We start from the raw sequence: 25,542 nt of genomic DNA, 5'->3' as shown, positions 1-25,542 counted from the left end.
TGAGCCATTGTTGCCGACGGGGCGGAGAAGGTCGAAGACGGCGTAAAGGACATCCGGATGGTCCGTACGGCCCGCCAGAACTAGCGGGCAGCCGGGGAGCGCCGAGCAGCGACAGCCTGAACCCCGACACCTACAAGACCAATGCCGAAGGCCAGCAAAAGCGTCGGAAGTGCCGCTCCGTCTGGACCAAGAGCCTGGCCGAAAACATCGCGTCCCATCGCGAGCATCTCGGGAATATCTCCAGCCAGTACACGTGTGCCAAGGACGGATTGGACCGCGGTGAAGAGTGCAGGAAGCAACCACAGGAAGACAAGGTTGAGCACCCAAGCCACCACGTGACGGGCGTGCCGGAGCCCGCACCAAGCCAGCGCGCAACCGACCAAAACGGCCGGCACCCAGCGGGCAACGGTTGGGGCAGCAGTTGGTACGTTCAGGAATCCCACAACGTTCACCACCCACACCACGGCCCACGAGGTGACTGGTATGGCCATGAGTCCGAACCCAATGGTCGCCTTGACGGCTGAAGGTGAAGCGATCAGCAACAAGGCGACCAGTGCTGCAAGTACGCAACCGATAACGCCGGCCAGAAGACCTCCGAAGTAAAGCCCGGACAGGCTCCCAGGCAATAGCCCTTCTTTGAGTACCGTGAACGACTGGATGGTGGCGGTGAAGTGCACCACGAGTACGCCGGATGCGGCGCACCACGTAGCGAGTCGACGGCGAACGGGCGACCAGATGCGAACTGCCAGCCCGGCAACGGCGCCACCAACTGTGAGAAGAGCCAGGATAGTGGTCGCCTCGTACTGGCTCAGGGGCAGCAGGGCTGGAGGCATCTGCGCTGGCATGACCTGCGTAGCCCACAAATTTTGTAGCGGCAGGGTGGCTCCAGTAATCCACCAAGGCGCCAGGCCAAGAACGCCGGCGAAAAGCCCTATCAGCCACCCCCGCAGAGCGTCACGGCCGGGAGTACTGGGTGGTTTCCTGGACGGCACGGAGTGCTGCACGGTTTGCTCGGGCTGGCTCACGAGGCTCCTCGTTTGAGTCTTACATGGAGTGCCCAGCCTCCAGGAGGTGGGCCAACCGCCAAGACTACACCGAGTGGACTAATTGGACGTTCAAACAACCAGCCGCAGCGGCTTCTGCCCCAGTTGCACCGTGATTTCCTGCCCCCATGACGCCGTCAGCCGGTCATCCTCCATGCCATCGCCGAAGACCACCAGCTGATCCGACGCCACGGTAATCCGCAGGACTTCGCCGGCTTCCAGGACACCTTCCGTCAGAGAAGCGCCCGTAACGGGTGAGGGCCAGGCTTCGCGAACGAACCAGGCAAGCCTAGGATCGGTGGGTGCCGGCAGTGCCCGTCCGCCGCGTTCCAGGGCGATCGAAGCGCACCAGCCGGTGGCACCGGTGCCTGTGGACACGATCAGGCCCGACGACGACTGCCGCTCGGTTTGCCCGCCGGGCTGGGTAAAACTGGGCGCCGTCACGGTGTACTTTGCCGACTGGTGCGAGGCGTGCCCGACGAAAACTTCGTTGAGCGCCGAAAGCTGCTGCCCGTCGTCGAGCGTTGCTGTCACTGTGGTGAGATCCTGGCAGCGCAGCCGTCCGACGTCGGCAGTGGCCAGCAGCGCTGCCGCCGCTGCCGGAGTGTGGCGGACCAGGACGCCGGGGTTGGTGCCGGGCTCCGGGTCGATGCCGATGACGGGCTGGCCGTTCAGGTATTTGGCGACGTTCGCCACCAGCCCGTCCTGCCCCACTACGGCGATGATGTCCTCGGCGGTGAGCAGGAAACGACTGAGGTCTGCGCGTTCCACTTCGGCCTGACGCCAATCGGACGGCACGGCGGCGCGGATGGTTGCCAGGGCTGCGGTGAGGTGATCGTGCCGGCCCTGCACGTCCTGGATGCTGCGGCCGCGGGTGCGGAGGAAGAACTCGGCCTGGCCGCGGGTGGCGTGCCGGTCCAGGAGTTCCTGGAGTTCGGTCCGCCGGTGGACAATGACGATGCGCGGGGTGGCCATGATGGGTCCTTACTTGGTGGCTTCAACGGTAGCGGTGGGTTCCTTGAACAGCCCCGCAAGTGCTCCGCTGAGCAGGTCCGGAGTGATGGTCAGGTTCCCGATGTTCGGCAGGCTGCCGGCCGCGTCCTTCAAGGCCAGTGCCAACAGTGTGGCCTGATCCATAGTGCGGTACACCTCCATGGTGGCGGCCTCGCGGGCGGCGGCGGCTTCACCAACGAGGCGAATCTGGTTTGCCTCGGCCGCTGCGCCAATGCCCTGCCGTTCAGCGGAGCCCTGGGCCTCGATCAAGCCTGCGGCGGCCTTCTCTTCCGCTGCCCTGCGGGCGTTCGCACCCTCTTGGGCTACCAGGTTTTCACGCCTCACGGCCAGTTCGATCTGGCTCGCCATCTCGTTCTCGGAAATGGTGCGTTCACGCTCGACGGCGACTGCCCGCCTCTCGTACACAGCCCGGTCCGCTTCGGCTTGGAGCTGTTCACGCGCCGGCGTCTGGAGGGCGCGTTCGACGTCGGCTTCGGGCCGGACGGCCAACACCTGCACGCCGAGGATTTCGATGCCGGTGGACTGCAACCGGGCATCTGCCCGCAAGGCCTCAGTGAGGACCAAACGGAGCTGGCTGACTCCGCGTTCGAGTGCCTCGGCCAGTGTGGTGGTGGCGATCTGGTCGATCGCGTGGCTCTGGCACAGTTGGCCGATGATCGTGGAGACCTGCTCGCGTCCGGTGGCCGGTGCCTTGCCCGCGGTCTGCAAGCCGAAGTCCAGGCGGGTGGAGACAGCCACGGGATCGATGAAGCGGTACGTCACGTTGGCCTGCACGCTGACGTCCTGGTGGTCGCGGGTGATGGCGTGGAACAGGGTAGGGAGCTCCTGGTCGTCCACGGGAATCTCGCTCAACACGGAGTTCGCGGGGCGGAAGAAGAAGGCTTGACCCACTCCCTGGTGTTTGACGGCGCCCTTTTGCAGGTGGACGACGTATCCAGTGGGGCTGCCAAGGAAGTGGCTGATCCAGGGGTAGCGCTTGATGGTGGCCATGATGTTCTCGCTTTCACATTCTGTTGTCGTCGTTTTGACGATAACTAGACGATAGGCGCGGGGACCTTTATTGTCAAGATGACGATAACTTCCTACACTTGATACATGCCTGCATCCCATTCCGCCCCCGAGCGCTTCCCGGTGACGGTGGACGTCGTCGCCCTTACTGTCCGTAACAGCCAGCTGAACGTCCTGCTCATCACCCGGCTCATCGAGCCCTTCAAGGGAAAGCTGGCCCTCCCCGGCGGCTTCGTGCTCGCTGGCGAGGACCTTTTGGAAGCGGCGGGTCGGGAACTGGCGGAGGAGACCGGCGTCGAGCATCTTCCCGGACACCTGGAGCAGTTGGGGAGTTACGGCCCCAAGGGGCGCGACCCCCGCGGCGACGTCCTGACCGTCGCACACCTGCTGCTCGCGCCGGACTTCCCGGTGTTGTCAGCCGGCAGCGACGCTGAGCAGGCCGCCTGGTACCCGGTGCGGGAGGTCCTCGACGGGACGCACCAACTGGCGTTCGACCATCCGCGGATCCTCGACGACGCTTTGGAGCGCGCCAAATCGAAACTGGAATACTCGCCGTTGGGCGCAGCCTTCTGCGGAGAGGAATTTACGATCGCGCAGCTCCGGGCCGTTTACGAGGCTGTGTGGGGGACACGCCTGGACCCCCGGAACTTCCACCGAAAAGCGACCGGGACGCCCGGTTTCCTCGAGGACACCGGGCGGATGACAGCGGGCGACGCCGGACGGCCGGCCGCGCTCTTCAAGCTCGCCCCCGAAGCACGCCCGACGCCGGGCCACCCGGCCCGTGCGGTGCTGAACCCGCCGCTGATGCGGCCGAGGGATTGAGTGGCTGGCACTGAACTGGGGCAGTCGCGGTAGCGGATTCGCCCAGAGTTCAGGATGTTGAAGGGCCAGCGAGAACGAACCTTCACGCAACAACGAGCTTGTTGAGTGCCAGCACCAGCGGAGTTGGCTAAGACCACGGTTGTCCCGTAAGGGAATCCTTAATCGGACACTTCTAGCGTCGTTGGGCCACCTCTCTATGTGCACAAATTCCCAGTGCTGACGTCTCCTGACATTCACTAAAGCCAGCTTCTGAAGAGTTAAGGGGCGTCCGTAGCCGAAGGCCAGCTGCCGCAGGAGCGACGACTTCTCACTTATCCGCGTTTGAGATTTCCTTCGCGGTTCGTCGCAATCTGATAACGGCTAGCCCGATGACACTGCCTGCTGCGGCCAGGAAGAAGAACAGCACCAGCAGCGGACCTGAAAGCCCAGGAAAAAGGGGGTTCCGGCCGGTTAGGAAGATCGAAGCCAATAGGCCCACCATCGACAGGCAAAACGCCAGCCCCAGTACTTTCTGCCTGCGGCCCTGGCGGGTCGTCTGTGATCCAGTTGAAGTATCCATGGATATATTCTATCGTGTTGATCAAACCTAATTTGACAGGTTTGTAAACAAGATGGGGAGAATTGTATGAAAGCTCGAAAAATTGTTGGAATCCTGTCCGCAGGGCTTCTTGTTGCCGGTGGTATCGCCGGGACCTCACTAGTGGCGCCGGAAGAGGCGAAGGCCTCTGTGTGTGGTTACTCGCAAGAAGTCCGCTCCTACAATTCCATCCTTAGTCTGAGCCTGCTCGGTCAAACCCTAGACCCCTTCGGCGGCCAAAAAGTCGTGTCTGTCTATGGTCACTGCGGTCCCACAAACGTAAAGATCGTCACCGAATCACCCAACGGCAACCGCTACGTATGCGTGCCTCCAGGTGACAGCTGGCTGGGATTCGTGAACCAGGGTGACAGAATCACTGGCGCCTACTACGTCGGTCTCTGCTAAAGGACGGGTTTCATGAGCAATTTCAATAGTTTCAAGCGCATTTGCGCTGCGATAACGACCGGGGGAGTGCTGGTCCTCGCCGGCCTGGTAGTCACCGCCGCGCCGGCATCTGCAGCCGTGTGTGGTTTTCAGGGTGTTGTAACTTCGAACATCGGCGGCAGCGTTGCGCCCTGGGAACAAGCGATCTATAACCACTGCGGTCCTGGTAACGTCAAGATCAGAGTCCAGTATTACTACGCCGAACGCGACCTGTGCGTGACCCCTGGGGAGACTCGCCTATATGCGAATCCGAACTTGGGTGGCCTCAACTTCGCGTATTACATTGGCGGTTGTTGACCAATACAAATCTGCCGATTTAATGTAGCCCGATTTCTTCTGCTCACTTTGCGGTCGATATTATTAACTTATTTCTAAGTGAAAGTTTGATGGCTTCATTGCCACAAAGCTGCCCGTCCCTCGCGGATTTGCTTTGGCGCCAGTGTATGAGTGTCCCGCCGGTCCACTATTCCAGTGGGACACTCTGAAAGGCTTCCCACCATTGATGGGCCCTCAGCTCCTTAGAAATGCGGTGGTTTGACGAGCTGGCATCTGCTTGGGCACCGTCTGCCGGTGTGCACACTTCCAGTGTCCGGTGGCAGATCCCCGAACGTGCGTGAGAAGCTTGAAAATGACGTTAGACGGTAGAGGGCCGTCCGACGTCATAAGGGTCCCAATCCAGCTTCCAGAATGCCTCGAGTCCGTGGTCATGAATATAACGTCGCTCGGCATCATGGATGGGGTGGAGTCCGCATATGTTCAGGGACAGAGCGTCTCCTGCATTGATCCCGGTGTAGTCAGCACGGTCGAGTACTGGTTGTCTGCCCGTTGGGCTTCGGCGATGCAGCCGAGTGCCTAGAGCCACCGAAGGTCATTTGACTTTACGCTCATGGAGATTTCGGGCTTGCCGACGCGCCAATTGGGGTGGTCACCCAAACTGACACCGTAGATGATCCCCGTGAGCATTTCGGGTTCAGAAACGTCGTCGTAGACGACAACAGTCACACCGGACACCATGATGATTCGTTTCAACCGGGATGTACCGCAGCTCGATCCCTCCGCTTATGCGGTCGAGGTGGGACGGGAACTGTTCAACGCGAGTGGGCACCTCGTTACAGTAGCAACGCCAAGGCGAAAGAGTGCGCTGGAGCTGGAAGGGAAGCTCACGCCTAATTGTCCGCATCGGCTCACCAACATCGCCCAAAGCCCGCAAGCGGAGCCTTTACCGGGCGCTTTGAAGCGTTCGGAGAGCTCCGGGCTTACGGGTGCCGCTTCTCTAGGGTGTGGCCGGCGGTTAGCGCAAAGTCGATGGTGGACTCGACTGCGTCGCGGTGCGCGTCGGTAGAATCAACGAGAAGCGACTGGGTTGCTTGGATCAGAGCCACAAGCCTAGGCGTCCGGACCACTGAAAGGCGTGGAATCGAAGCGGTTAGCAGGCATGTTCGCAACAAACCTGGTGCGACGACCGTTGGAAATCGCCATCCCGTGCCGGGCACTTCAGAGTCTCATGGTTCCATCCACGCGCGGCTGAACCCACGTCCATGCTCTTCTTATGGTGCGTACGGCGAGGGCTCCGGTAGATACTGCGGTCATTACTGCGGCGGCGGACGCGGCGACGATCGTCACTCCGATGAGGTGAACGATCACCACACCTAACATTACGAGAGCGTGCGTGTTGATGGATTCCATCTTTAGTTTCTCTGCTTTAGGGGGTTGCTCCGCCAGGTGTGGCGGGGCCCGGTCCAACAAGTTGCACCCTCAGCCGGACGGGAATGCCGTTCGCGGCGAATTCGGCATCCATGTAGCCCTGCGGAGTGGCGAACTTTTTGGCGGGGTCGTTCTGGACCGCGAAGCCTTGAAACTCCCAGTTGTAGACGCTCGTCCACCTCTCTCCGAAGTCTGACAGGTACCGTCCGTTGTCCTGCAATCTGGCGAGGTTGTAATAAACATTGCCTCCGTCCAGCCCGATGGCTTTGATACCGGCATCGGAGATGGAGTATGCCAGCCAGCCTTCAGCGCAACCGAGCACGGTGTAGTACTGCTGCTCCGGTTCCGGGATGGGTTTGATCGCCCGGACCTGGTCGTTGCGGCGGATGTCGATGTTCGCAGGTACGCAAGCGCCCGCGGCGGGACCGGCCGGTGCCGTTGTCGGTGCGGTAGTCGTCGGGGCTTGAACCGGTGGTATCACCGGAACTGTCGGCGTCGGCGCTGTGGTGGCCTCCGCCGTCGACAATGGCGTTGGTGTCGATGTAGGTGTCGGAGTCACTGTTGGTGTTGGTGTCACCGTGGGCGTTGCTGTGGCCGAGGCAGTTGCTGTGTTCGTGGTTGCCGGCGCCGGCGCCGATTGTGGCGTAAGGTTCCCGGCAACCACCACGGCCCCGACGACGGCTGCGGCTGCGAGGACCACGCCGGCAGTGGCGCCCCAGGGGGTCCGGCGCGTTCTGCGCTGAGCCATCGGCATGACCTCGGGGTCGGTGGAAAAGACTTCCGACCGGGTCGGGAGCACACCCGGGCTTGTTCCAGGTGCGGGTAGTGAAGGTTTGGCGTTCTTCATGAGTTGTTCGATGCGGTCCATGGTTAGACTTCCCGTTCTGTCATGAGATGTGAAGGGGCGGCTTTCGCGAAGGCCTTGCGGGCCCGGTGAAGCCTGACGGCCGCGGCCGACGCCGTACATCCCAGGCTCTCTGCCAGTTCGGCGGTGTTGAGATCGTCCCAGTAGGAGAGCATGAGGATCTCCCGGTCCCGGTCCTTGAGCTTGGAAAGCACGTCAGCGACCTCAGCCTGATGGTCACCGTTGCTCTCGGCGCTTTGGACGCGTACCTCCTCTGCCAGACGGACCATAAGCTCTTCCCGGCGGCGGCGGCCCTTGTATTCGTTGCCCAGAACATTCCGGGCTGTCGCTATCAGCCACCCAATGCCAGGCGGTTCGGCCGGCATTTTTTCCCATACGATCCGGAACACGTCGTTGGCCAGCTCCTCGGCCCGTTCCCGGTCATTAATCCGATACGCGATGTATTGGTAGATGCGGCTGAAGTGTTCAGCATGAAGAGCACTCAGTTCCTGCTCTCTGGTAGCCAACATCTTTATTTCTTTCCCCCGGGCTAGCTCTTGACGATTCAAACACTTAGTTTCCGGCAGGAGGTTGTTTCTTACATAACTGACGAAAACTTAAAAAGAGATGCCCGGCAGGCCTCTGGTTGACTTGCCGGGCATCTAGAGCGCGTGGTCAGGCAGCGTAGCGAAGACTGGTCAGCAGTGCCCGCAGTTTGACGTATTGGTCCGTTTTCATCCACGTTTCAGCGGTTTCCGCCGTCATGGACGCGTCGATCTCGGCGACCGCTGTTGCTGCGCCGTTCGGCATGATCATGAAGCTGTTCAGGGAAGTGCTGCCGGGGCCTTCCGTCATGAAGTAATCAGCAACAACCCCCATGTAGTAACGGACCGGAAAATCAGGGGAGGGATAGTCATCCCGAACGAAAACGAAGTGCGAAGCGCCATCGCGGCTGTGGAACGCGCCAAGTTCCTGGGAGTCGAGGATTTTGCGGTTGACTGGTCCTCCAACAAGACCCCCTGTACCTCCGCTGGAGATATGGGCAACCTTGCCGCCGGTCTCGTCGAAGATGTAGGCCACCAGCGAATTCTCTTTTCCACCAGGATTTTCAGCGTTTTCGTTATACGAATCCTGCTCCACCTGAATACTCCAGCCTGCGGGCACATCGAAGGAGATGTGGCCGTCCGGGAAGGTAAACGTGCCATTCCCGTAGCTAGGGGAGACATGCGGTGTTGAGGGGACAACGGGGGTAACCGGCGCCTCTACGTTGACTGCCGGCGGAGTGGCCACCTCTGAAACGGGGACCGTAGGCTGGGCAGGGACAAGGGGTGCTGCCGGCACTGAAACCGGTGTTGACCTTGACGGCGTCGCAATCACCGGTGTGACTGCTGCCGGTTCCGGTTCCGGTGCCGGGACAGTGGCCGTGGCAGGCTCATCGATCTGCGTTACTGCATCGGATCCGGCGGAGGGAGTCTCTTCTTCCACGGAAACAGCCGGTGGCAGTGTGAAGGCCGGGACTTCCTCTGAAGCTGCAGCTGTGGTTGACGTTGCAGCCACATGTGCAGCCGGCGCGCAGGCAGTGAGAGTAAGTGCAAGAGCAAGCGATGTGAGCGTGGCAAACTTCGCGTAGTCGGATCGGCGGTACTTCATGGCTGGGTTCCTTCCCCTTGGACGAGCCGAGCAGATCAGCCTGCTCACACATATTGTTTCCAGGTAAGAACGAGTAATTACACCCGACTCCAAAATCTTTTCGAAACCTGATTCTTTTCCATGGGGGAGGGCCGCTCAAAGCCCGTAAGCCGGTCTTCCAAAGGGCATTGCAGCGCACCAAGGGGAACTTTTACCGGAACATGCCGGCCCATCCATTCAAGGAATGGTGACGTGTTCGTCGACCCAATCTGTGAATGGAGGCTCGTCCGGACAGGCGACCGAAGCCATGACGGGACCCCCGGCATTCGCCGTGTATCGGACACATGCGTTGACAGTCCGCTGCTCCGCCCACCAGCCACCACTGGTGGTGAGATGTTCGCGGTAGTACCGGTCGGCGAAGAAGTTGCCGTCGGGGTCCCAGCCGAACGAGTAGGGAGCACTTACTCCTTGCAACCGTGAGCGCACCTGATCCCGGTCGGATGTATCTACGTTGGCAGTGAATTGGGTGAACCACTCCATGCCCTCTGCAGCGCGTTCCCGGATGGTCCGTTGGCCCATTTCCTCGATGCTCGGACGAGCGCAGGAGGACAAAGCAAAGAGAATAACCATTGCGCAGCAAAGCTTCCAGACACGTGCCATTCATTCCCCCAAGGATGGTGAAGCCCTAGCCTAGCCTTCCGAACTGAAAGGCGGGCTGGCCGAAACTGCCATACCGTTTGGAAGTCATCTGTCCTTCATTTTGCCAACGTGGGCCAGGACCGCCGTGGCTGTGGACCCGGGGTCAGGCGTGGAGATCAACCACGTGCGGGTGGGGGTGTCCACGACCATGGCCGGACCGCCGACCAACAGTCCCCACGTTCGCTGGCCCAAGTATCGGACGCCGAAGCCTTCGGTCAGGGAACTGGACGGTGCCGGGGAGGCATCGATGATGTCCTCCAGCGGGATCGCCTTGGAGTAGAACGGCCGGCATCTGACCTTTAGGCTCTGCTCAGCGGCTTCAATGGTCACTCTGATGCGAAGTACTGAGACTGTCAGGAGCGCAATGAGCACAACCAGCCCTGCGCTGATCAACAGGACGCCACTGGGAATTGCGGTCACGATGATGAAGACGCACAGCAGGCCCACCACAGTTGCGATGACTTTCTGAGAGCCGCGGCTGATCCCGGCCTCCGAAATCATCGTTGGCGTTCTACTGCCGCTCAAGATCGTGCGTTTCGCTCAGTGAATTCCTCTGCGCACGTTTCGATTGCACCAGCCGATCAACATATAGAACGGCCGCAACTACGACGAAACCGGTCAGCAGGGCATAAATAAAGCCCAGAGGCCGCAGCAAAGCAACGTACGTCCCGAATCCGAACACGAAGACCAGCAGGCTGCGTCTGGTTTTGGCACTCATGAAATCCCCCCCAAAAAAACGCCGTAGTTGGCATGGGGCGAGCCTACCCGGCGGCCGGGAGGGAGCAAGTCAAACAGTCGAATGCCAGAGGAACAGGCCCGAGGAGGCTCCCGCAAAAGGAGCGGACCTCAGCAGGGGCACGCGAGCCTACCCGTCGGCAGGACGGATCTGCATCGTGAGCCCAAAGAGGTCAGGGAGGCCGTGTTCTTCACTGATTTGGCTGTCTACGAAGCGATAGATGTTCATTGCCTGCGCTTGTATAGCTTTACCGGTTGCCGCTATGCCCAGGAATTCTCCTTGGTGGGTGCCCCGTAGGGTGAATCGCGCGGCGACGGTGTTTCCTTCAATAACGGTCTCCTCCAGTGACCACTGGACGTCGGGAAAAGCTTGCCGCATGATCCCGATGATTTGGAGGTAGCCGCTCGGGCCCTGGACCGGCTCCGGCAGGAAGGGCACATGGAATATGGCCGATGGTGAAATGATCTCATCACCAATCTGCTCATCGGCTGTATTGATGAATTCAACAAAACGGTTCATGCGTTCACGAAGTTCGTCAGTCATTTGCTTGCTTCCTTTACTTAGCGGGTCAGCTGGATCGCCCGACTGCAGCCATCGGACTGACATCTCGAAGACGTCTCAGCAGTTCCATCAGTTCCTCAGCGCCCTGCTGGCTCATCGCCGGAGCGAGCCGCAGTTCAAGTTCGGCGTCAACCGTCCTCCGGGCACGTTCCAGGATGGTGCGCCCTTCAGCGGTTAGCTCGATGAGGGAGGACCTGCGATCATCCGGATTGTTTCTCCGACGGCAATAACCGGACTTTTCGATGCGGTCAATGAGCTTGCTGGTGCCGCCGACTGAAATCGCAAGAGCGGTGGCTACGTCCAAAACCCGGCATGCACCTAATCGATCCATGACAGCCATCGGCTCAAATCTGCTCATCGGGAGGCCGTACTCTTTGCGCAGAGTGTTATCGAGCCCGTCCCATAGTTCCGTTTCCAGCCGGGTCAGTTCACTGAAAAGGGGGTACAGGGAACGGGTTGCGATGCCCTTGTTCATATCGGAAGCCTAGCATTTAGTTTCCATGGAACCTAGTTCCTTGGAATGCTTGTGGCTCCGATCCCTGCGACGAGCCCATTCAACCCCGCCAGCACCTGCTCCGGCGTCCCGCCGGCGTCCACCACCACAAAGTCATCGAACTCGGGCAGCGAACGGTACGCGGAACGGAAGGCCTGCAAGTCAGCAAGGGTCTCGTTGTCGGTCCCGCGGGCCGTGACCCGTTGGTGGGCAAGGCGGGGATCGACGTCGAAATGGACCGCAAGGTCCGGTGTGGGCAGTTTCCCAAGCAGCCATGGGATCAGCTTCCCCCGGCCCAGCCCGTTGGCCTGGCGCAGTGCGAGTTGGCAGTGGAGATGGCGGTCCATCACCACCAACCCGTCGAACTTGTGGGCGCGGGCATGGTTGACCAGCACGTTGAAGAGCCGGACGGTGGTCTCGATGATGTCGGCCGCGCGGGGTGGCAGCTTCCACCCGAACCGCTCGGACCACAGGGATAGTCGCCGACGGGCAGCGTGGTTGGCGAGCAGCAGGGCATCCCGCCCCTCAGCGCGAGCCGATTCAACCAAGGCGCGGGCCGCCGTCGTTTTTCCTGAACCGTCAATTCCTGTCAGAACAATGAGCATGAGGCCTCCCCTCGTTTCCTGACCAACGAAGGGAGGTGCCCTCTTGTCCCGAGGTGTGGCGGGGCTCACGCCCCGGGCTGCCACCGGAACTGGGGTTGCTCCCGGGTCAGGAAGGCCTGGATGCCGATCCCCATGTCAGGACTATCTGGCATCGCGGACCACGCCTCAGCCCACTCTTGCTCAATGACCGCCAGACTGGAACCGGGAACATCCGCTAAGTCGGTTAGATCCACGAGTCGCTTCATGGCGTGCACCGAGAACCGCGAGCGGCTCCGGAGCGTACTGACCAGCGCTGCGCACTTCTCCTCAAAAGATTCGGAAGGCACGACGTCGGCCACCAGGCCGAGCGCGCGGGCTTCAGTGGCGCTGAACGTCTGTCCGGTGAGGAGGATGTACTTTGCCTTGGCATGACCTACCTGCCGGACGAGTCGTTCTAAACCAAGGCGCGGGTAGATGATGCCGATCTTGGCCGGGGTCAGCCCGATGATCGCCCGTTCGTTGGCGATGATGAAGTCGCAGGCCGAGGCGAGCTGCCAGCCGCCACCCATGCAGGCACCCTCCACCAGGGCCACCGTTGGCTTGGAAACTGCAGCGATGGCGGCATCGGCGGCGCTGAGGTGATCCACAGTGGAGCCGTCCTCCTGGGGATCGATCAGCACTGACGCGAGTTCGCTGATGGCCGCCCCTGCGCAGAACGTATTGCCCGCCCCACGCAGGACCACCACCGCGACGTCGGGATCGGCGTCCAGCCGCGGCATCAACTCCTGGATCTCCCGGCACATGGCCCGGGTCAGGGCGTTCCGCTGGGAGAGGTTGCTGATTTCCACGGTGGCCACACCGTCCGCCACGGAGAGCGAAATGGCGCGGGAAACCTCGGGACGGGCAGTTGCCGCAGGGGACATAACAGTCATCGCTGTGCTCCCATCGTTTCCGGTACCTGCGCGGAAGCCGGTGCGCAGACAAGGCGGCCCTCGCGCTCAAGCCGGGTGACGTCGTCGAGCGTCATTCCACGCTCCATGAGTATCTGGGCGGTGTGCTCGCCCAGCAGCGGTGGGGAGGACAGAATTTCGCTGGCCTCGCCATCCAGGGTCAGCGGGCCGCGGAGCAGGGGGAGTGCGGACCCATCACGTCGCCTGCTGTGCTGGACGAGTCCCAGGGCGGCAACCTGCTCCGAGGCCAGCGCCTGGATGTAGTTGTAGATGGGGCCGCAGGGGATGCCTGCCTCGCTGATCAGGGGTACCCACTCGGACGCGGGCTTGGCGGAGAGGGCAACTTCTATGAGCTCCGTCAGCTGGTCCCTGTTGGCCGAGCGGTCCGCGCCGGTGATGAAGCGGGGATCCTCCACGGCGGTGGGCATGCCCAGCAGACCGCAGAAAGCGCGCCATTGCTTCTCGCTGCCCACGGCGATATTGATGGATTCCGTGGCCGTGGCGAACATGCCATAAGGGGCGATGACGGGGTGGTTGTTGCCCTGGGGAGCAGGTGCTTCGCCGAGACTGAGCGCCTTTTGCCCTTGGAAGGCGGACAGGTTCAGGGCGGTCTCCAGCAGGGAAGTGGACACGCGGCCAGGGCGCTCGCCGTTCCGTGCCCCCAAAAGCGCTGACACGATCCCGAACGCGCAGACCATTCCGGAGGTGATGTCCACGATCGGTACGCCCACCCGGTATGCCGAACCAGGTCCGGAACCAGGCCCGGAACCCGGTCCGGGTCCAGTGACGGACATCAGTCCCGACATTCCCTGGATGACCTGGTCCAGTCCGGCGTCGTCCTTGAGGGGGCCGGTGTTGCCGAAGCCGGTAACGGATCCCACCACGAGCCCGGGGTTCAGTTCCTCAAGCCGGGATGCCGGAAAGCCCATTTTCTCCAGCGTTCCGGGCTTGAAGTTCTCCACCAGGACATCGGCGTCGGCAAGCAAGCCGGCCAGGATTTCGCGTCCCTCGGCTGAATAGAAGTCCAGGCACACGGAGCTCTTGTTGCGGTTGACGGACTCGAAGTAGAGGCTGTGACCGTCCTGGAACGGGGGCCATTGACGGGCAGTATCGCCACCGTTGACGCTCTCGACTTTGATGATCCTGGCGCCCATGTCGGCAAGGAGTGCGGTGCAATAGGGTCCGGCGAGGGCACGGCTGAGGTCGATCACGGTGATTCCGCGGAGTGGTTGAAGCATGGTTTCTGTCCTGTCTGTAAAGGGTTCAGAGGCTGGATGGCAGCACCAGGGCGCCAACCAGGAGGAGCGGCCCTGCCACCACCATGGACAAGCCCCAACGCATGAGGAGCCTGGTGATGCGGGGGCGTTCATCGGCGTCGACGGTGGCCACGAACGTGGCGCCGACGGTGGAAAACGGCGAGACGTCAACAATCGACGAGCACACGCCCAGAGCGGCAATGACAGCCCACCCGGCGACGTCTCCGGAGGCCACCAGCGGAAGTGCCAGGGGCACCAGGGCGGCGAGCATCCCGGTGGTGGAAGCGAATGCCGAGACGAGGGCGCCGATAGCGCAAATCACCAGTGCCGCAAGCAACGGCGTCCCGACGGCGCCGGCTGCTTGACCGAGCAAAGCGACGGCTCCCATGGTCTGAAGGACTCCGACGAACGTGATGATCCCGCCCACCAGGAGGACTGTGGACCAATCGATTTTGGTCACAGCTGATTTGCCGGACAAGGGATCGCAGAGTGTGAGGACCGAGGCGAAGGCGAAGCACAGGACGCCGATGTCCGGGCTGGCACCGAGAACTGACATGAGGATGACGGTCACAACCAGTCCGGCCATACACAGCACGGTGATGATCTGGTTGCGGTTCAGCCGTGAGGGCTGCGGCTCAGGGGCCGGTTCCTCCAGGACCTGGACGGCCTGTTCGGCGGCTTGCTTGCCCCGCGCAATGTTGCCTTCGCGCTCAAAAGGGTGCGACGGCGTCGGGCGGCTTGCGCTGAAGCGCGGCACGTTGGTGCCGAAACCGTCAGCCGTGCGGGTATGGAGCAGCTTGAACCCGCCGAAGAGCAGGTAAGCGGCCGCCAGAAGCAGGATGTTGGTGCCCAGGGCCACGCTGAAAAGGACCAGTGGGTCAAGATCGATTCCGGCTGCCCTGGCGGTGCCGTAGGTGACGATGCCGAACAGGCTGGTGGGTGCGAATCCTCCGGCGCTGAGGCCGGAACCGATGGCCAGGCCCATGAGCATGCGGTCGATGCCGTACCTCTTGGCCAGCGGCATGCCGATGGGGGCCATGACCAGTCCCGCCAACGGTGAGCCCATGGCGGAGATGCCGATAGTGAGGGCAAAGAAGGCCAAGGGCAGGAAGAAAGCGCGGTCACCCACTTTGGCGATGGCCATCTCGATGATGCGATCGATGGTCCCGTTGGCTTGGGCGATCGCGAAGAAGTAGGTCACCCCGACAAGCAGGACAAGGATCCCGATGGGAAAACCTGCCACCACCTTCTCGATGGTCATTCCGGCCATCCAGACGCCGACGCCTGCTGCCGCTGCGAACATGAGCACTCCGATGTGCACTTTGCGCAGGGTTGCCAGGACGAAGACGCCTACAAAGATGGCCAAGGCGAGTATCTGTAATTCCATAGGCCCGGTCTCCAATCAAACTACTTCGGTTCACTGGATGAACCAACGGTTCATTTTGGGAAGTCGCCTGTAATGTAGGGCACTGGAAGTAGTGGGTCAAGCGGGAGGGTTGCATGAGTACGCAGAGCGTCGTCACGGCCATCAGGGTGCTGGAGGCGGTCTCGGACAATCAGCCTGCCGGCCTGTCCGAGCTCAGCCGTGAGGTGGACGTTCCCAAGGCAACCGTGCTCCGCATGCTCAGGACGCTGGCCGAATTGGGCTGGGTGGCGCAGTCCGAGGTCCAGTCCAGCAAGTGGGTGCTGACCAACCATGCATTCGCTGTTGCCAGCCGGGGGAGCAGCGGATCAGTAATCCGCGACGCCGCCATGGGGCCCTTGAACGCACTTCAGCTGGACACCACGGAAACCGTCCACCTGGCGGTTCCGGACCGGGGATACATGCTCATCATCGAGCGGCTGGACACCCCGCACGTCCTGAGGGCGTTCCTGCCCCTGGGTTCCAGGCTGCCAATGCACGCCTCCTCCACCGGGATGGCTTACCTCTCCGCTGCCGACGAGGCTTTCGTTGACGAGTACCTGGCCGGCCCGTTGGAAGCGCTGACGCCGCAAACCGTGGTGGACCCCGCGCAGCTTCGCACGATGATCGTGGGCACCCGCGCCCGCGGGTACTCCATCAACGAGCAAGGGCTCAGTACCGGGATTACCTCCATTGGCGTTCCACTGCTTGGCCCCGGTGGTGTGGCGGCCGGATCCATCTCCATCTCCGGCCCCTCCAGCAGGATTGTCCCGGACAAGTATCAGGAATATGGGGAGGCCGCCGCCGGCACCGCCCGGGAGATCAGCCGCGCCCTCGGAGCCTTTTCCGCCAAGGGCTACTAAGTTTCCTTTCAAAATACGTCGCCGAAACACAAATGCGCGCTTATCATGATGCTGTGGACGTGCTTCCTTGGAGTATCGGTTCGGTTTGAACCTGTTTCCGAGGGGTACTAAAGCGATATGGAGAACTATTTCTTCGATCGGTGCCCGTTGGCATGGGTGGCGCCCCGTTGTGGGGTACCAGCGGACGCCTTCCTGAATAGACACAATTTATTGAAGGGATGCGTAGCTCAATGAACACACTCTTAGTAATCGCCGGCGTAATCGCGATCATCCTGCTCCTTGTGGGCGGATTCAACCAAGCCCTCAGCTTCTTGCTGTGGGTGGGAATCATCCTCTTGGTGCTGGCCCTCCTGGGCTGGGTCCTTGGCCGTGGCCGGTCGCGCGTATGACCACTGATCCAAGTGAAGTAGCCGGTTTTGCCCAGGTTCGCGATGGAACCACAACCCCCGGAAACCCCATCCCCAGGGACCCGGGAGCGCCTGAATCCAGCGGCCGGGCGCCCGTAGACGATGCGTCGCCCGAAGGCACGGACGACGCCGTCGACGCGGGTCCCAGCGAGTCAGTCAACCCGCCGGGACCGGCAGAAGAAAAGGACGAAGGGACCGCGGACGACCGTGGTCTGACCACCGAACCAAATCCCACGGATTGATCGGTACAGCATGGTCGCGGGCGGGAGGTTTCCTGTCCGCGGCTGTGCTGTTGGTGAACCTTCTCCTGCCCTTCGCCATTAATTCCGCGAATTTGCACGTTTTGCGATGGGTGAAGAAATGCGTATCGGTTCAATCATCGGGCTGATCGTCGTTGTTTGGCTCGTTATCGGCGCAATTGCGGCTGGCCAGCGGGGTTATTTCAGTGCCCCTCCTGCGCAGTGCTCGCAGTTTGCAACCATAGCCCTGAATATTGTCGCGGGCCCCTTGAATTACACGGGGCTGGACCCGCAGGGCGGCTGTGAGGTTCCGCAGCCGTCATGAGCAGATCCGCGCGATGCCTGGTTGTTCTCCTCGCATCCTTGGCGGTCATGACCGGAGTGCTGACTGGATGCTCATCGGCGTCTGCCGCCGACGCACTGCAACGCCCCGCCAAGGATGTTTCCTCGGCAGTCCGGGCGGCCAGCCTCGCGGTGGACCTGAGGATGGAGGACAGCACGACGGCGGCCGCCTCCTCCACCGCCGTGGATGACATGCTGGGCGAGGTGGAGTCGGCCACCCATGAAGTCCATGGTGTGAAGGCCCCGCTGGAGGATGAGCGCGCAGTACGGAACGATCTGCTGGCATCCTTCTCCACCATTTCCCGCGCCCTCGTGCACGCCCGGGACGTTCTGGGAGCACCGGCCGCCGGCCCTGGGGAGGGGCAGTACCAACTGTCGGCTGTGCGGGATGAACTCCGCGTTGCCACTGGGCAGTTGGACCGTCTCATGGCAAAGGCCGGCATCCAGTGAAGCGGCTCCTCGGTGTTGCGCTAGGCATCCTGACAGCGATCGGGGGCTTTGTCGACATCGGGGACCTGGTGACCAATGCCGTGGTGGGTTCGCGTTTCGGATTGTCGTTGGCATGGGTTGTGGTGGTCGGCGTCGTGGGTATTTGCCTGTTTGCCAACATGTCCGGGCGCGTAGCGGCTGTCTCGGGCCGGGCCACTTTCGAGGTCATCCGTGAACGGATGGGACCAAGGGCCGGACTGGCCAACCTGGGCGCGTCTTTCCTGATCAACCTCATGACGGTCACGGCGGAGATAGGCGGCATCGCGTTGGCCCTCCAGCTGGCGAGCGGTGTGTCTTACATGCTGTGGGTCCCGTTCGCCCTGCTGGCGGTGTGGTTGGTGATCTGGCGGGTGAAGTTCTCCATCATGGAGAACGTCACAGGGCTTGTGGGCCTGTCCCTGGTGGTCTTTGCGGTGGCTCTTTTCCTCCTGAAACCGGACTGGGGCGCCTTGGCCGGGCAGGCGTTTTCTCCTTCAGTTCCGGGCAGCGAGGATGCCGGCACGTACTGGTATTACGCCATTGCCCTGTTCGGAGCTGCCATGACCCCTTATGAGGTGTTCTTCTTTTCCTCCGGCGCCGTTGAGGAACGCTGGAAGGTCAAAGACCTGGTCCAGTCGCGCATCAATGTCCTCCTGGGTTTCCCGTTGGGCGGGTTCCTGTCGCTGGCGATCGCTGCTTGCGCCGCCGTCGTGCTCTTGCCCGCCGGCATCAGCGTCACAACGTTGTCGCAGGTGGCATTGCCGGTAGCGCAGGCGGGCGGGCAGCTGGCGCTGGCTGTCCTGATCCTTGGCGTGGTGGCTGCTACCTTTGGTGCGGCGTTGGAAACGACGCTTTCGAGCGGGTACACGCTGGCGCAGTTTTTCGGGTGGCCGTGGGGCAAGTTCCGCCGCCCTGCGGAGGCCTCGCGCTTCCACGTGGCCATGATGGTGGTGTTGCTGGCTGGTGTTGCTGTTCTGGCAACGGGAATCGATCCCATCCTGGTGACCGAGTACTCAGTGGTTTTCTCCGCTATAGCTCTACCCCTGACGTACCTGCCGATTCTGATTGTGGCGAACGACCCCCAATACATGGGCAAGCACGTGAACAACCGGGCCGTGAATATTGCCGGGCTGGTCTACCTGGTCATCATTCTGGTGGCTTCCCTGGCGGCCATTCCCCTGATGATTGCGACAGGAGCAGGAGCGTGAGTAAGGCCAAACGCATCCAACCGCCTACCATCAGGCCTGCCCCGCGGCCGGCAGGACTGGTGCTCGATGCCCAGTTGCACTTGCTGGACCGGCAGATGTTGGACGTCGACGGCGTCCCCGTCACCACTGTGGACGATATCGAGCTGAGCGGCCCCGAACCGGACGAGTTGATCCCGGAGGGCGCTGAGCCGCCGCGTATCACGGCTTTCCTGACAGGGCCGGTGTTGGGGACGCGCATCTTCGGCGGCAGGCCGCCGTCGAGCAGGTTGATCCGCATTCCGTGGAGTGTGGTGGCAGGAGTGGACACTGTGGTGACGTTGGGCGTCCGCTCGGATTCCCTGGACGCATCATGGGTGGAGCGGTGGTTGCGGAACCATGTCATCGCGCGGATCCCGGGCGGGCGCCATGATCCTGAATGACATGTTGGGCAGCGATGTGGTGGACAGCGACGGGCAGCGGCTGGGCGAGGTGTCGGATGTGCGTTTCGCCGTTGACGCCGCCCCGGGGCAACTCCTGAGCCAGGCCAGGATGGTGGGGATCGTGGTGAGTCCCCGGACCGCGTCCTCGTTCCTGGGCTTCGAGCGCCAGCGTATCTCCCAGCCCTGGCCTGTGGCGCAGCTCCTGCGGTGGTGGCACCGGGGATCGTTCCTGGTGCTGTGGGAGGACATTGCGAGCATGGGGCCGCGAGAAGTGAAGCTGCGTCCGGGGTTCGAAGCTTACGGTTCCGCGGTGGAACCCTAAGGCCTCGAATGGCCTTTTACTAAGTTTGCTGACTATTATCGTCAAAGGCATGGACATGCCACTAAGGGGCCTTATAGGTTCGAAGTGTTCCATAAACACGTTCCACCGCTCAGGGAAAGGACAGTTCACATGGACCAGCACAATGCCACACCGGAAGAGGAAGTGGGAGGCTACGGCACCCCCACCGCAGAGCAGGAAGCCGGCGGAGGCCAAGCACAGCCCCGCGTGGAAGAAGACATTGAGGAGGCCTCATTGGGAGAAGGTACGGGGGCGCCGAACCTCAGCCACCTGGATCCGGAAGATTCCGACAGCTCGGGAGAGCCCGGCGCAGGCCGATACGGCGGAACCGACGAGCAGTACCTCACTGAGCAGTCCATCCAGCCTGACGGCAACGATGGGGACCTGCCGGACGGCAGCGGCAACGACCTTCCGGAGGAAGAGTCGCCCAACGATGATGACGAAGAAAGTTTCGACGCCGGCTAAGAGCTTTGGCTGGCGCGCTTAAGACAGGCGCGCCACTGGTTAAGCAGCCAGCTGGATGGCGCGCCACCAGCATTACAGCATGAGCACCCGAGACTGGATCGAAGGAGCAAAAACCATGGCAACGGTCAATAAGTCAATTGAAGTAGATGTCCCCGTATCTGTCGCCTACAACCAGTGGACGCAGTTCGAGACGTTCCCCCAGTTCATGAATGGTGTGGAGGCAGTAGAGCAAATTGACGAGACGGGTCTGCACTTTTCAACCAACGTGGGCGGTGTGAAGCGCGAATACAACGCACAAATCATCGAGCAGGTGCCGGATTCCCTGGTGAGTTGGGCCAGTGTTGATGGTCCCCGCAACGGGGGCACCGTCAGCTTCGAGCCCCTCGACGCCGGCCGCACCAGGGTGAATGTTGAAATTGTGTGGGAACCCGAAGGCCTCGCCGAAAAAGCAGGTTCAGCACTGGGTGCGGACAGCTTGCGGGTTGGTGCGGACCTGGACAAGTTCAAGAAGTTCATCGAGGCCCAGGGCCATGAAACCGGGGCTTGGCGCGGCACGGTATCCGGCGGCGACGTTGATGACACGGGGGAAACTTCTGGCAGCGGTGGAGCGGTGACAGCCGAATTTCCTCCCGTCGATCCCGACCTCGCCGCACCTTCAGCAGGCGAGGGACCGGTTGAACCACCCCAGCCACGCGCTCCGGGACTGTAGCCCGCGGCTGTAGCCCGCGGTTCCAGCACGGGGTTGCAGCCCGCGGCGGTGCGTGGGAAGTCACTGGCGCCAAGCTGATGACTGGCTCACACTGGATACAGCATCAAGAGACAGCTCCACGGAGGGCCGGCCACCATCACGGGCCGGCCCTCCGGCTTACCCGGAAGGGAGTCCCGACAGCCATGGCAACGTCCAGCACAGTGGAAGCAGAGCGCAAATTCGACGCCGAGGCATCCACCCCGCTGCCTGCACTCGACACCATCGACGGCGTAGCGTCCGTAGGGGCACCGGAAACCCACACCCTGGAAGCGATCTACTTCGATACCCGCCACCTTGCCTTGGCTGCGCGCGGCATCTCCCTGCGCCGGCGCACCGGAGGACACGACGCCGGCTGGCACCTCAAGCTGCCGCTCAGCCCCGGCAAGCGCACAGAAATCCACGCGCCATTGGGTAACGCGGACACCGTCCCGGACGAGCTGATGGACCGGATACTCGCCTATACGCGTGAAGGCACGGTGGCGGCGGTGGCCACCCTCACCACTGAACGCACCAGCTACGCCCTGTACGGGCCCGACGGCGGTCGACTGGCCGATTTCGTTGACGACCACGTGCACGCCCACGTGTCAGTCGGTGAACCGCGGGAAATGGAGTGGCGGGAGTGGGAGGTCGAATTGGCCGCCCAGGATGGTGCCGATGATTCCTTGCTGGACAACCTCACCGGACAGCTCGCAGAGGCGGGGGCGAAACCCAGCGAACGGACCTCCAAGCTGGCCACGGCCCTGGGTGGTTCCTGGCCGGATGCCAAAGAGACCGAGGGGACGGAATACAGCAACGGGAAGGCCGCCGTTGCTCCGGTGATCAGCTTTCTCCAGGCCCAGATGGCAGACCTTCTTTTCCAGGATGCCCATGTGCGGTTGGGCCGGGACGACTCCGTTCATCAGATGCGATCAGTGATCCGGCGTCTCCGGTCGGTATTGCACTCGTACCGCACCCTGTTTGAAACGGCCGCGGTGGAAGAACGTGAGCGCGAGCTGAAATCGCTGGCCAAGACCCTTGGCCACTACCGGGACATAGAGGTCCTGCATGCACGCTTGAGGAAATACCTTGAAGAACTCCCGGAGGAACTGGTCCTGGGGCCACTGCGTGACGAGTTGGACCAACGCATGGCTGCCAGGGCGGACACGGCCATGGCCGCTGTCAGGAACCACATGACCAGCCGCAGGTACTTCCGGCTGCTGGACGAACTCGAAGCTTTCATCGCCGATCCCCCCTTAACAGCCCTTGGGGAGAAACCAGCGCGGAAAACCGTGGCGAAGCTCGTCAACAAAGCAGCCAAACGGCTGGGCAAACGCCATGACGCAGCGGTGGGTGCCGCCGTCGGGCCTGAACGTGACGCGGCCTTCCACGAAGTCCGGAAGGCCGCCAAGAAACTGCGGTTTGCCGCTGCGGCAGCGGAAAGTACCCACGGCAAACGGGCGTCGAAAGTGGAGGCTGCCGCGCACAAGCTCCAGTCGATCCTGGGTGATCACCAGGACAGCGTGATGGCCCGGGCGGAGTTGCTCAACCTGGGTTCAGCGCCGGGCATCGGCAGCGCTGCGTTCACCTACGGCGTGCTGCACGCCATGGAACGCAGCGTCGCCGACGCCACGGAAACCGAATACCTCCGCCACAGCAGGAAGGCGCTGAAGCTCCGGCTCAAGAAACCTACTTCTTGAGGAACCCCAGGAGTGCCTGGTTGATCTCCGCGGCGTGGGTCCAGAGCAGGCCGTGCGGTGCGCCCTCGATTTCCTGGTATTCGGCGCTGGGCAGGGCCTCCTTGAACCGCCGTCCCGTGGCGTCGATGGGCAGGATGTTGTCAGCAGTGCCGTGGACGATCAAGGCTGGAACGTCGATCTTGGGGATGTCGGCGCGGAAGTCCGTGAGCCATGTGGGCTGGGCTGCAACTGAAGCGAAAGCACCGGACTTGCTGGCCAGGTTCCAGCTGGCGTCCACGGCCTCCTGGCTGAGGCGGTCGGTGCCCAGGAAAGTGTCCGTGTTGTAGAAATTCTTGAAGAAGTCCGTGAAGAAGGCATAACGGTCTGCGGTGACAGCTTCAGCTAGGCCGTCGAAGACGTCCTGCGGCACGCCGTCGGGGTTGTCGTCGGTCTTCAGCAGGAACGGCTCCAACGAACCCAGGAACACGGCCTTGGCAACGCGGGCCGAGCCATAAGTGCCGAGGTACCGGGCAACTTCACCTGTGCCCATGGAGAAGCCCACCAGGACGGCATCGTTCAGATCCAGAGTTTCCAGGACGGACTTTAGGTCCGCGGCGAAGGTGTCGTAGTCATATCCCTCGGTGGGTTGGCTGGACTTCCCAAACCCGCGGCGGTCGTAGGTGATGACGCGGTAACCGGCGTCGAGCAGTGCGGCCGTCTGCTTCTCCCACGAGGAACCATCCAACGGATAGCCGTGAATCAAGACCACTGCCTGGCCTGTTCCGTGATCCTCGTAGTAAAGCTCAATCTCAGTGCTGTTTTCGTTTCCGACGGTGATGTAAGCCAAAACCCAGTCCCTTCGATGCGGTTCAACACGAACGTTTCCAGCCTACTGTCCGGCTACGACACCGGCACGGTGGTTGATCCGCGGCTGATGTCCGCTAAAGGTTGGTCATCCGTTCGCCGGCCTCGTTGTACCGGCCACCCTCAACGGTGATCTTCGCCGCAGCTGCCTCGATTTCGTCCAGCTCCGCCCGCGAAAGTTCGACGTCGGCCGCGGCCAGGTTCTCTTCCAGGCGGTGCAGTTTCCGTGTGCCTGGAATCGGCACGATCCACGGTTTCTGTGCCAGCAACCACGCCAAGGCGATCTGGCCCGGCGTCGCGCCCTTTCTTTCAGCGATTCCGGTGAGGAGGTCCACCACGGCCTGGTTGTTCTGCATGGCCTCAGGGGTGAAGCGGGGGATGGTGCTGCGGATGTCGTTGCCCGAGTCGAAGTTGGTGGAGGCGTTGATGGTTCCGGTCAGGAAGCCCTTGCCCAGCGGACTGAAGGGAACAAAGCCGATGCCCAGTTCTTCGCAGACGTCCAGGACCTCTTCCTCCGGCCGCCGCCACCACAACGAATACTCGCTCTGGACGGCGGCAACGGGCAGGACTGCATGGGCGCGGCGGATGGTGCCCGCAGCGGCCTCCGACATGCCGAAATGCTTGACCTTTCCGGCGTCGACGAGGTCCTTGACCGCGCCGGCAACATCCTCGATGGGGACCTCCGGATCTACGCGGTGCTGGTAATAGAGGTCCAGCGCATCTACCCCGAGCCGTTGCAGTGATCCTTCGACTACTTCCTTGATCACTTCGGGCCGGCTGGTGACCTTGCCGCTTGGCTTACGTGCGGCGGAATCGATGTCCCAGCCGAACTTTGTGGCGATAACTACTTGGTCCTTGAACGGGGCCAAGGCCTCACCGACGAGTTCTTCGTTGGCGTAGGGTCCGTAGATCTCGGCGGTATCGAAGAACGTCACGCCACGCTCCACGCCCGTGCGGATCAACGAGATCATTTCCGCGCGGTCAGGCCGTTCGCTGTAGCCCCCGGTCATGCTCATGCATCCCATGCCGATTGCGGAAACTTCCAGTCCGCCGGTGCCGAGTGTGCGCTTTTCCATGGTTGCTCTCCTATGGTGTTCGGGCTGTGGGCTACTTCGACGGTAAGCGCCGGCGGAGGGGCGAGGGAGTCCCTGACATTACCCCTCAACGGTCTCGTCAGGCAGGCTACTTGCCGGAGTTTGCTGCGGCTGCCGCTGCAGCTGCGGCCGCTTCAGCCGCAGCTGCTGCTTCCGAGGCGGCAGTATTTGCGGAGTCCACGGCACCGTCTGCTGCCGCGATGGCATCGTTCATGATTTGCTGATCCACCTCGGTCGTATCCACAACCAGTTTGACCGTCTTGGCGTCGGTCTCGGAGCCTGCCGATGGTTCCGTCGATACGGCTGCCACTTGCTGGCCCGGCTCGAGGGTGGTCCAGGGAGTTCCGTCAGGTCCCACGATGGAGATGGTCAGTCCGGCTCCTGCCAAGGCAGCCTTGGCGTCGGCGAACGGCTTCCCTGCGATGTCCGGAACCGTGGTGTGCTTGGTCGCAGGGCTGGAGGTCGCGGCTTCAGAGGGCTTGGCTTGCGTGGCTTCCGGCGAACCGTCGGAGCATCCTGCCAGCGCTGCGCCGATTACCAATGCCAGCGCCAATGCTGCGGTTTTCTTCATAAGCCATACCCCCAAAATAGTTCGCCGGCCGGCTCCTGGTTTGCCAACTCAACGTGGTGCATTTCCAGCGGCAACTTTACCGGCAATCCTCTA

General features: G+C 62.0%; 34 protein-coding genes. 14 read left to right on the top strand and 20 right to left on the bottom strand.

The features are described from left to right. Window positions 1–80: 80 nt before the first annotated feature. The 3 genes from BLQ01_RS12855 to BLQ01_RS12845 all read right to left on the bottom strand — a co-directional run bounded on the left by BLQ01_RS12855 (window position 81) and on the right by BLQ01_RS12845 (window position 3,047). Entirely contained in the window at window positions 81–1,025 is a 945-nt protein-coding gene (locus BLQ01_RS12855) for a hypothetical protein (protein ID WP_254779423.1), read from the bottom strand. Window positions 1,026–1,115: 90 nt separating this feature from the next. Further along, on the bottom strand, window positions 1,116–2,018 hold the full coding sequence (locus BLQ01_RS12850; protein WP_091552123.1) for a diacylglycerol kinase catalytic domain-containing protein: 903 nt from the start codon (window positions 2,016–2,018) through the stop codon (window positions 1,116–1,118). 9 nt (window positions 2,019–2,027) lie between these two features. Continuing rightward, entirely contained in the window at window positions 2,028–3,047 is a 1,020-nt protein-coding gene (locus BLQ01_RS12845; RefSeq protein WP_091552122.1) for an SPFH domain-containing protein, read from the bottom strand. A gap of 105 nt (window positions 3,048–3,152) precedes the next feature. Here BLQ01_RS12845 and BLQ01_RS12840 point away from each other — a divergent pair, with 105 nt between their 5' ends. Next, window positions 3,153–3,887 carry an NUDIX hydrolase gene (locus BLQ01_RS12840; protein ID WP_091552120.1) on the top strand — a complete coding sequence of 245 codons (735 nt, stop codon included), beginning with the start codon at window positions 3,153–3,155 and terminating at the stop codon, window positions 3,885–3,887. Window positions 3,888–4,194: 307 nt separating this feature from the next. Here the strand turns inward: BLQ01_RS12840 and BLQ01_RS12835 are convergent, their stop codons facing one another. After that, window positions 4,195–4,446 (bottom strand): hypothetical protein, encoded by a 252-nt coding sequence (locus BLQ01_RS12835; protein ID WP_026546971.1) that lies wholly within the window; start codon window positions 4,444–4,446, stop codon window positions 4,195–4,197. 66 nt (window positions 4,447–4,512) lie between these two features. On the opposite strand from BLQ01_RS12835, the gene BLQ01_RS22140 reads away from it, so the two are divergent. The 3 genes from BLQ01_RS22140 (at window position 4,513) to BLQ01_RS22380 (ending at window position 5,764) form a co-directional block, all read left to right on the top strand. Then, the gene (locus BLQ01_RS22140; protein WP_139183487.1) at window positions 4,513–4,869 is read left to right on the top strand and encodes a DUF6355 family natural product biosynthesis protein; all 357 of its coding nucleotides are present in this window, start codon (window positions 4,513–4,515) and stop codon (window positions 4,867–4,869) included. A 12-nt stretch (window positions 4,870–4,881) separates the two neighbouring features. Further along, a complete protein-coding gene (locus tag BLQ01_RS12830; RefSeq protein WP_091552119.1) occupies window positions 4,882–5,205 on the top strand; it encodes a DUF6355 family natural product biosynthesis protein in 324 nt (107 codons plus the stop codon). Window positions 5,206–5,614: 409 nt separating this feature from the next. Next, complete coding sequence (locus BLQ01_RS22380; protein ID WP_155854088.1) at window positions 5,615–5,764, top strand: hypothetical protein; 150 nt, start codon at window positions 5,615–5,617, stop codon at window positions 5,762–5,764. Here BLQ01_RS22380 and BLQ01_RS22375 read toward each other — a convergent pair. From BLQ01_RS22375 to BLQ01_RS12760, 13 genes are all read right to left on the bottom strand, one after another. Continuing rightward, entirely contained in the window at window positions 5,761–5,910 is a 150-nt protein-coding gene (locus BLQ01_RS22375) for a hypothetical protein (RefSeq protein WP_155854087.1), read from the bottom strand. The genes BLQ01_RS22380 and BLQ01_RS22375 overlap by 4 nt on opposite strands. A gap of 700 nt (window positions 5,911–6,610) precedes the next feature. Beyond that, window positions 6,611–7,480 carry a hypothetical protein gene (locus BLQ01_RS22370; protein ID WP_175493434.1) on the bottom strand — a complete coding sequence of 290 codons (870 nt, stop codon included), beginning with the start codon at window positions 7,478–7,480 and terminating at the stop codon, window positions 6,611–6,613. 2 nt (window positions 7,481–7,482) lie between these two features. Then, window positions 7,483–7,986, bottom strand: coding sequence for an RNA polymerase sigma factor (locus BLQ01_RS12810; protein WP_026546967.1), 504 nt, complete (start codon window positions 7,984–7,986; stop codon window positions 7,483–7,485). Between the two features lie 145 nt (window positions 7,987–8,131). Further along, window positions 8,132–9,106, bottom strand: coding sequence for a hypothetical protein (locus BLQ01_RS12805; protein ID WP_091552117.1), 975 nt, complete (start codon window positions 9,104–9,106; stop codon window positions 8,132–8,134). 216 nt (window positions 9,107–9,322) lie between these two features. Continuing rightward, window positions 9,323–9,715 carry a hypothetical protein gene (locus tag BLQ01_RS12800; RefSeq protein ID WP_026546965.1) on the bottom strand — a complete coding sequence of 131 codons (393 nt, stop codon included), beginning with the start codon at window positions 9,713–9,715 and terminating at the stop codon, window positions 9,323–9,325. 114 nt (window positions 9,716–9,829) lie between these two features. Next, entirely contained in the window at window positions 9,830–10,285 is a 456-nt protein-coding gene (locus BLQ01_RS12795) for a hypothetical protein (RefSeq protein WP_091552116.1), read from the bottom strand. Between the two features lie 10 nt (window positions 10,286–10,295). Continuing rightward, window positions 10,296–10,502, bottom strand: coding sequence for a hypothetical protein (locus BLQ01_RS12790; RefSeq protein WP_091552114.1), 207 nt, complete (start codon window positions 10,500–10,502; stop codon window positions 10,296–10,298). A gap of 147 nt (window positions 10,503–10,649) precedes the next feature. Continuing rightward, entirely contained in the window at window positions 10,650–11,063 is a 414-nt protein-coding gene (locus BLQ01_RS12785) for an ester cyclase (protein ID WP_091552112.1), read from the bottom strand. A 25-nt stretch (window positions 11,064–11,088) separates the two neighbouring features. Further along, on the bottom strand, window positions 11,089–11,556 hold the full coding sequence (locus BLQ01_RS12780; RefSeq protein ID WP_091552111.1) for a MarR family winged helix-turn-helix transcriptional regulator: 468 nt from the start codon (window positions 11,554–11,556) through the stop codon (window positions 11,089–11,091). A gap of 32 nt (window positions 11,557–11,588) precedes the next feature. Next, complete coding sequence (locus tag BLQ01_RS12775) at window positions 11,589–12,179, bottom strand: dTMP kinase (protein WP_091552109.1); 591 nt, start codon at window positions 12,177–12,179, stop codon at window positions 11,589–11,591. Window positions 12,180–12,244: 65 nt separating this feature from the next. After that, complete coding sequence (locus BLQ01_RS12770; RefSeq protein WP_254779421.1) at window positions 12,245–13,090, bottom strand: enoyl-CoA hydratase/isomerase family protein; 846 nt, start codon at window positions 13,088–13,090, stop codon at window positions 12,245–12,247. Further along, window positions 13,087–14,346, bottom strand: coding sequence for a CaiB/BaiF CoA transferase family protein (locus tag BLQ01_RS12765; RefSeq protein ID WP_091552107.1), 1,260 nt, complete (start codon window positions 14,344–14,346; stop codon window positions 13,087–13,089). The genes BLQ01_RS12770 and BLQ01_RS12765 overlap by 4 nt, the downstream gene beginning before the upstream one ends. 25 nt (window positions 14,347–14,371) lie before the next feature. Next, window positions 14,372–15,751 (bottom strand): SLC13 family permease, encoded by a 1,380-nt coding sequence (locus BLQ01_RS12760; protein WP_091552106.1) that lies wholly within the window; start codon window positions 15,749–15,751, stop codon window positions 14,372–14,374. A gap of 113 nt (window positions 15,752–15,864) precedes the next feature. On the opposite strand from BLQ01_RS12760, the gene BLQ01_RS12755 reads away from it, so the two are divergent. The 10 genes from BLQ01_RS12755 to BLQ01_RS12710 all read left to right on the top strand — a co-directional run bounded on the left by BLQ01_RS12755 (window position 15,865) and on the right by BLQ01_RS12710 (window position 22,941). Then, window positions 15,865–16,629 carry an IclR family transcriptional regulator gene (locus tag BLQ01_RS12755; RefSeq protein ID WP_091552104.1) on the top strand — a complete coding sequence of 255 codons (765 nt, stop codon included), beginning with the start codon at window positions 15,865–15,867 and terminating at the stop codon, window positions 16,627–16,629. Between the two features lie 230 nt (window positions 16,630–16,859). Further along, a complete protein-coding gene (locus BLQ01_RS22365) occupies window positions 16,860–17,018 on the top strand; it encodes a hypothetical protein (RefSeq protein WP_167332882.1) in 159 nt (52 codons plus the stop codon). Continuing rightward, window positions 17,015–17,278: a hypothetical protein gene (locus BLQ01_RS12750; protein WP_091552102.1), complete on the top strand. Its 264-nt coding sequence runs from the start codon at window positions 17,015–17,017 to the stop codon at window positions 17,276–17,278. The genes BLQ01_RS22365 and BLQ01_RS12750 overlap by 4 nt, the downstream gene beginning before the upstream one ends. A 318-nt stretch (window positions 17,279–17,596) precedes the next feature. Further along, the gene (locus BLQ01_RS12740) at window positions 17,597–18,067 is read left to right on the top strand and encodes a hypothetical protein (RefSeq protein WP_091552101.1); all 471 of its coding nucleotides are present in this window, start codon (window positions 17,597–17,599) and stop codon (window positions 18,065–18,067) included. Further along, window positions 18,064–19,293, top strand: coding sequence for an Nramp family divalent metal transporter (locus BLQ01_RS12735; protein ID WP_091552099.1), 1,230 nt, complete (start codon window positions 18,064–18,066; stop codon window positions 19,291–19,293). Before BLQ01_RS12740 ends, BLQ01_RS12735 begins: the two co-directional genes overlap by 4 nt. Continuing rightward, the gene (locus tag BLQ01_RS12730) at window positions 19,290–19,712 is read left to right on the top strand and encodes a hypothetical protein (RefSeq protein ID WP_254779419.1); all 423 of its coding nucleotides are present in this window, start codon (window positions 19,290–19,292) and stop codon (window positions 19,710–19,712) included. Before BLQ01_RS12735 ends, BLQ01_RS12730 begins: the two co-directional genes overlap by 4 nt. After that, a complete protein-coding gene (locus BLQ01_RS12725; RefSeq protein WP_026541990.1) occupies window positions 19,699–20,034 on the top strand; it encodes a PRC-barrel domain-containing protein in 336 nt (111 codons plus the stop codon). Before BLQ01_RS12730 ends, BLQ01_RS12725 begins: the two co-directional genes overlap by 14 nt. Window positions 20,035–20,163: 129 nt before the next feature. After that, window positions 20,164–20,517: a hypothetical protein gene (locus BLQ01_RS12720; RefSeq protein ID WP_026541989.1), complete on the top strand. Its 354-nt coding sequence runs from the start codon at window positions 20,164–20,166 to the stop codon at window positions 20,515–20,517. 79 nt (window positions 20,518–20,596) lie between these two features. Further along, window positions 20,597–21,226 (top strand): SRPBCC family protein, encoded by a 630-nt coding sequence (locus tag BLQ01_RS12715; protein WP_254779418.1) that lies wholly within the window; start codon window positions 20,597–20,599, stop codon window positions 21,224–21,226. Window positions 21,227–21,408: 182 nt separating this feature from the next. After that, complete coding sequence (locus BLQ01_RS12710; RefSeq protein ID WP_091552096.1) at window positions 21,409–22,941, top strand: CYTH and CHAD domain-containing protein; 1,533 nt, start codon at window positions 21,409–21,411, stop codon at window positions 22,939–22,941. Here the strand turns inward: BLQ01_RS12710 and BLQ01_RS12705 are convergent. From BLQ01_RS12705 to BLQ01_RS12695, 3 genes are all read right to left on the bottom strand, one after another. Next, window positions 22,931–23,767 carry an alpha/beta fold hydrolase gene (locus BLQ01_RS12705; protein ID WP_091552094.1) on the bottom strand — a complete coding sequence of 279 codons (837 nt, stop codon included), beginning with the start codon at window positions 23,765–23,767 and terminating at the stop codon, window positions 22,931–22,933. The genes BLQ01_RS12710 and BLQ01_RS12705 overlap by 11 nt on opposite strands. A 94-nt stretch (window positions 23,768–23,861) precedes the next feature. Then, a complete protein-coding gene (locus BLQ01_RS12700) occupies window positions 23,862–24,860 on the bottom strand; it encodes an aldo/keto reductase (protein ID WP_091552093.1) in 999 nt (332 codons plus the stop codon). A gap of 106 nt (window positions 24,861–24,966) precedes the next feature. Continuing rightward, window positions 24,967–25,449: a PASTA domain-containing protein gene (locus tag BLQ01_RS12695; RefSeq protein WP_091552091.1), complete on the bottom strand. Its 483-nt coding sequence runs from the start codon at window positions 25,447–25,449 to the stop codon at window positions 24,967–24,969. Window positions 25,450–25,542 lie beyond the last annotated feature (93 nt).

The organism is Arthrobacter sp. UNCCL28 (assembly GCF_900102805.1).
GTDB lineage: Bacteria > Actinomycetota > Actinomycetes > Actinomycetales > Micrococcaceae > Arthrobacter > Arthrobacter nicotinovorans_A.
Note: the sequence above shows the minus strand (reverse complement) of the source record. Positions and strands in the feature narration are given on the sequence as shown.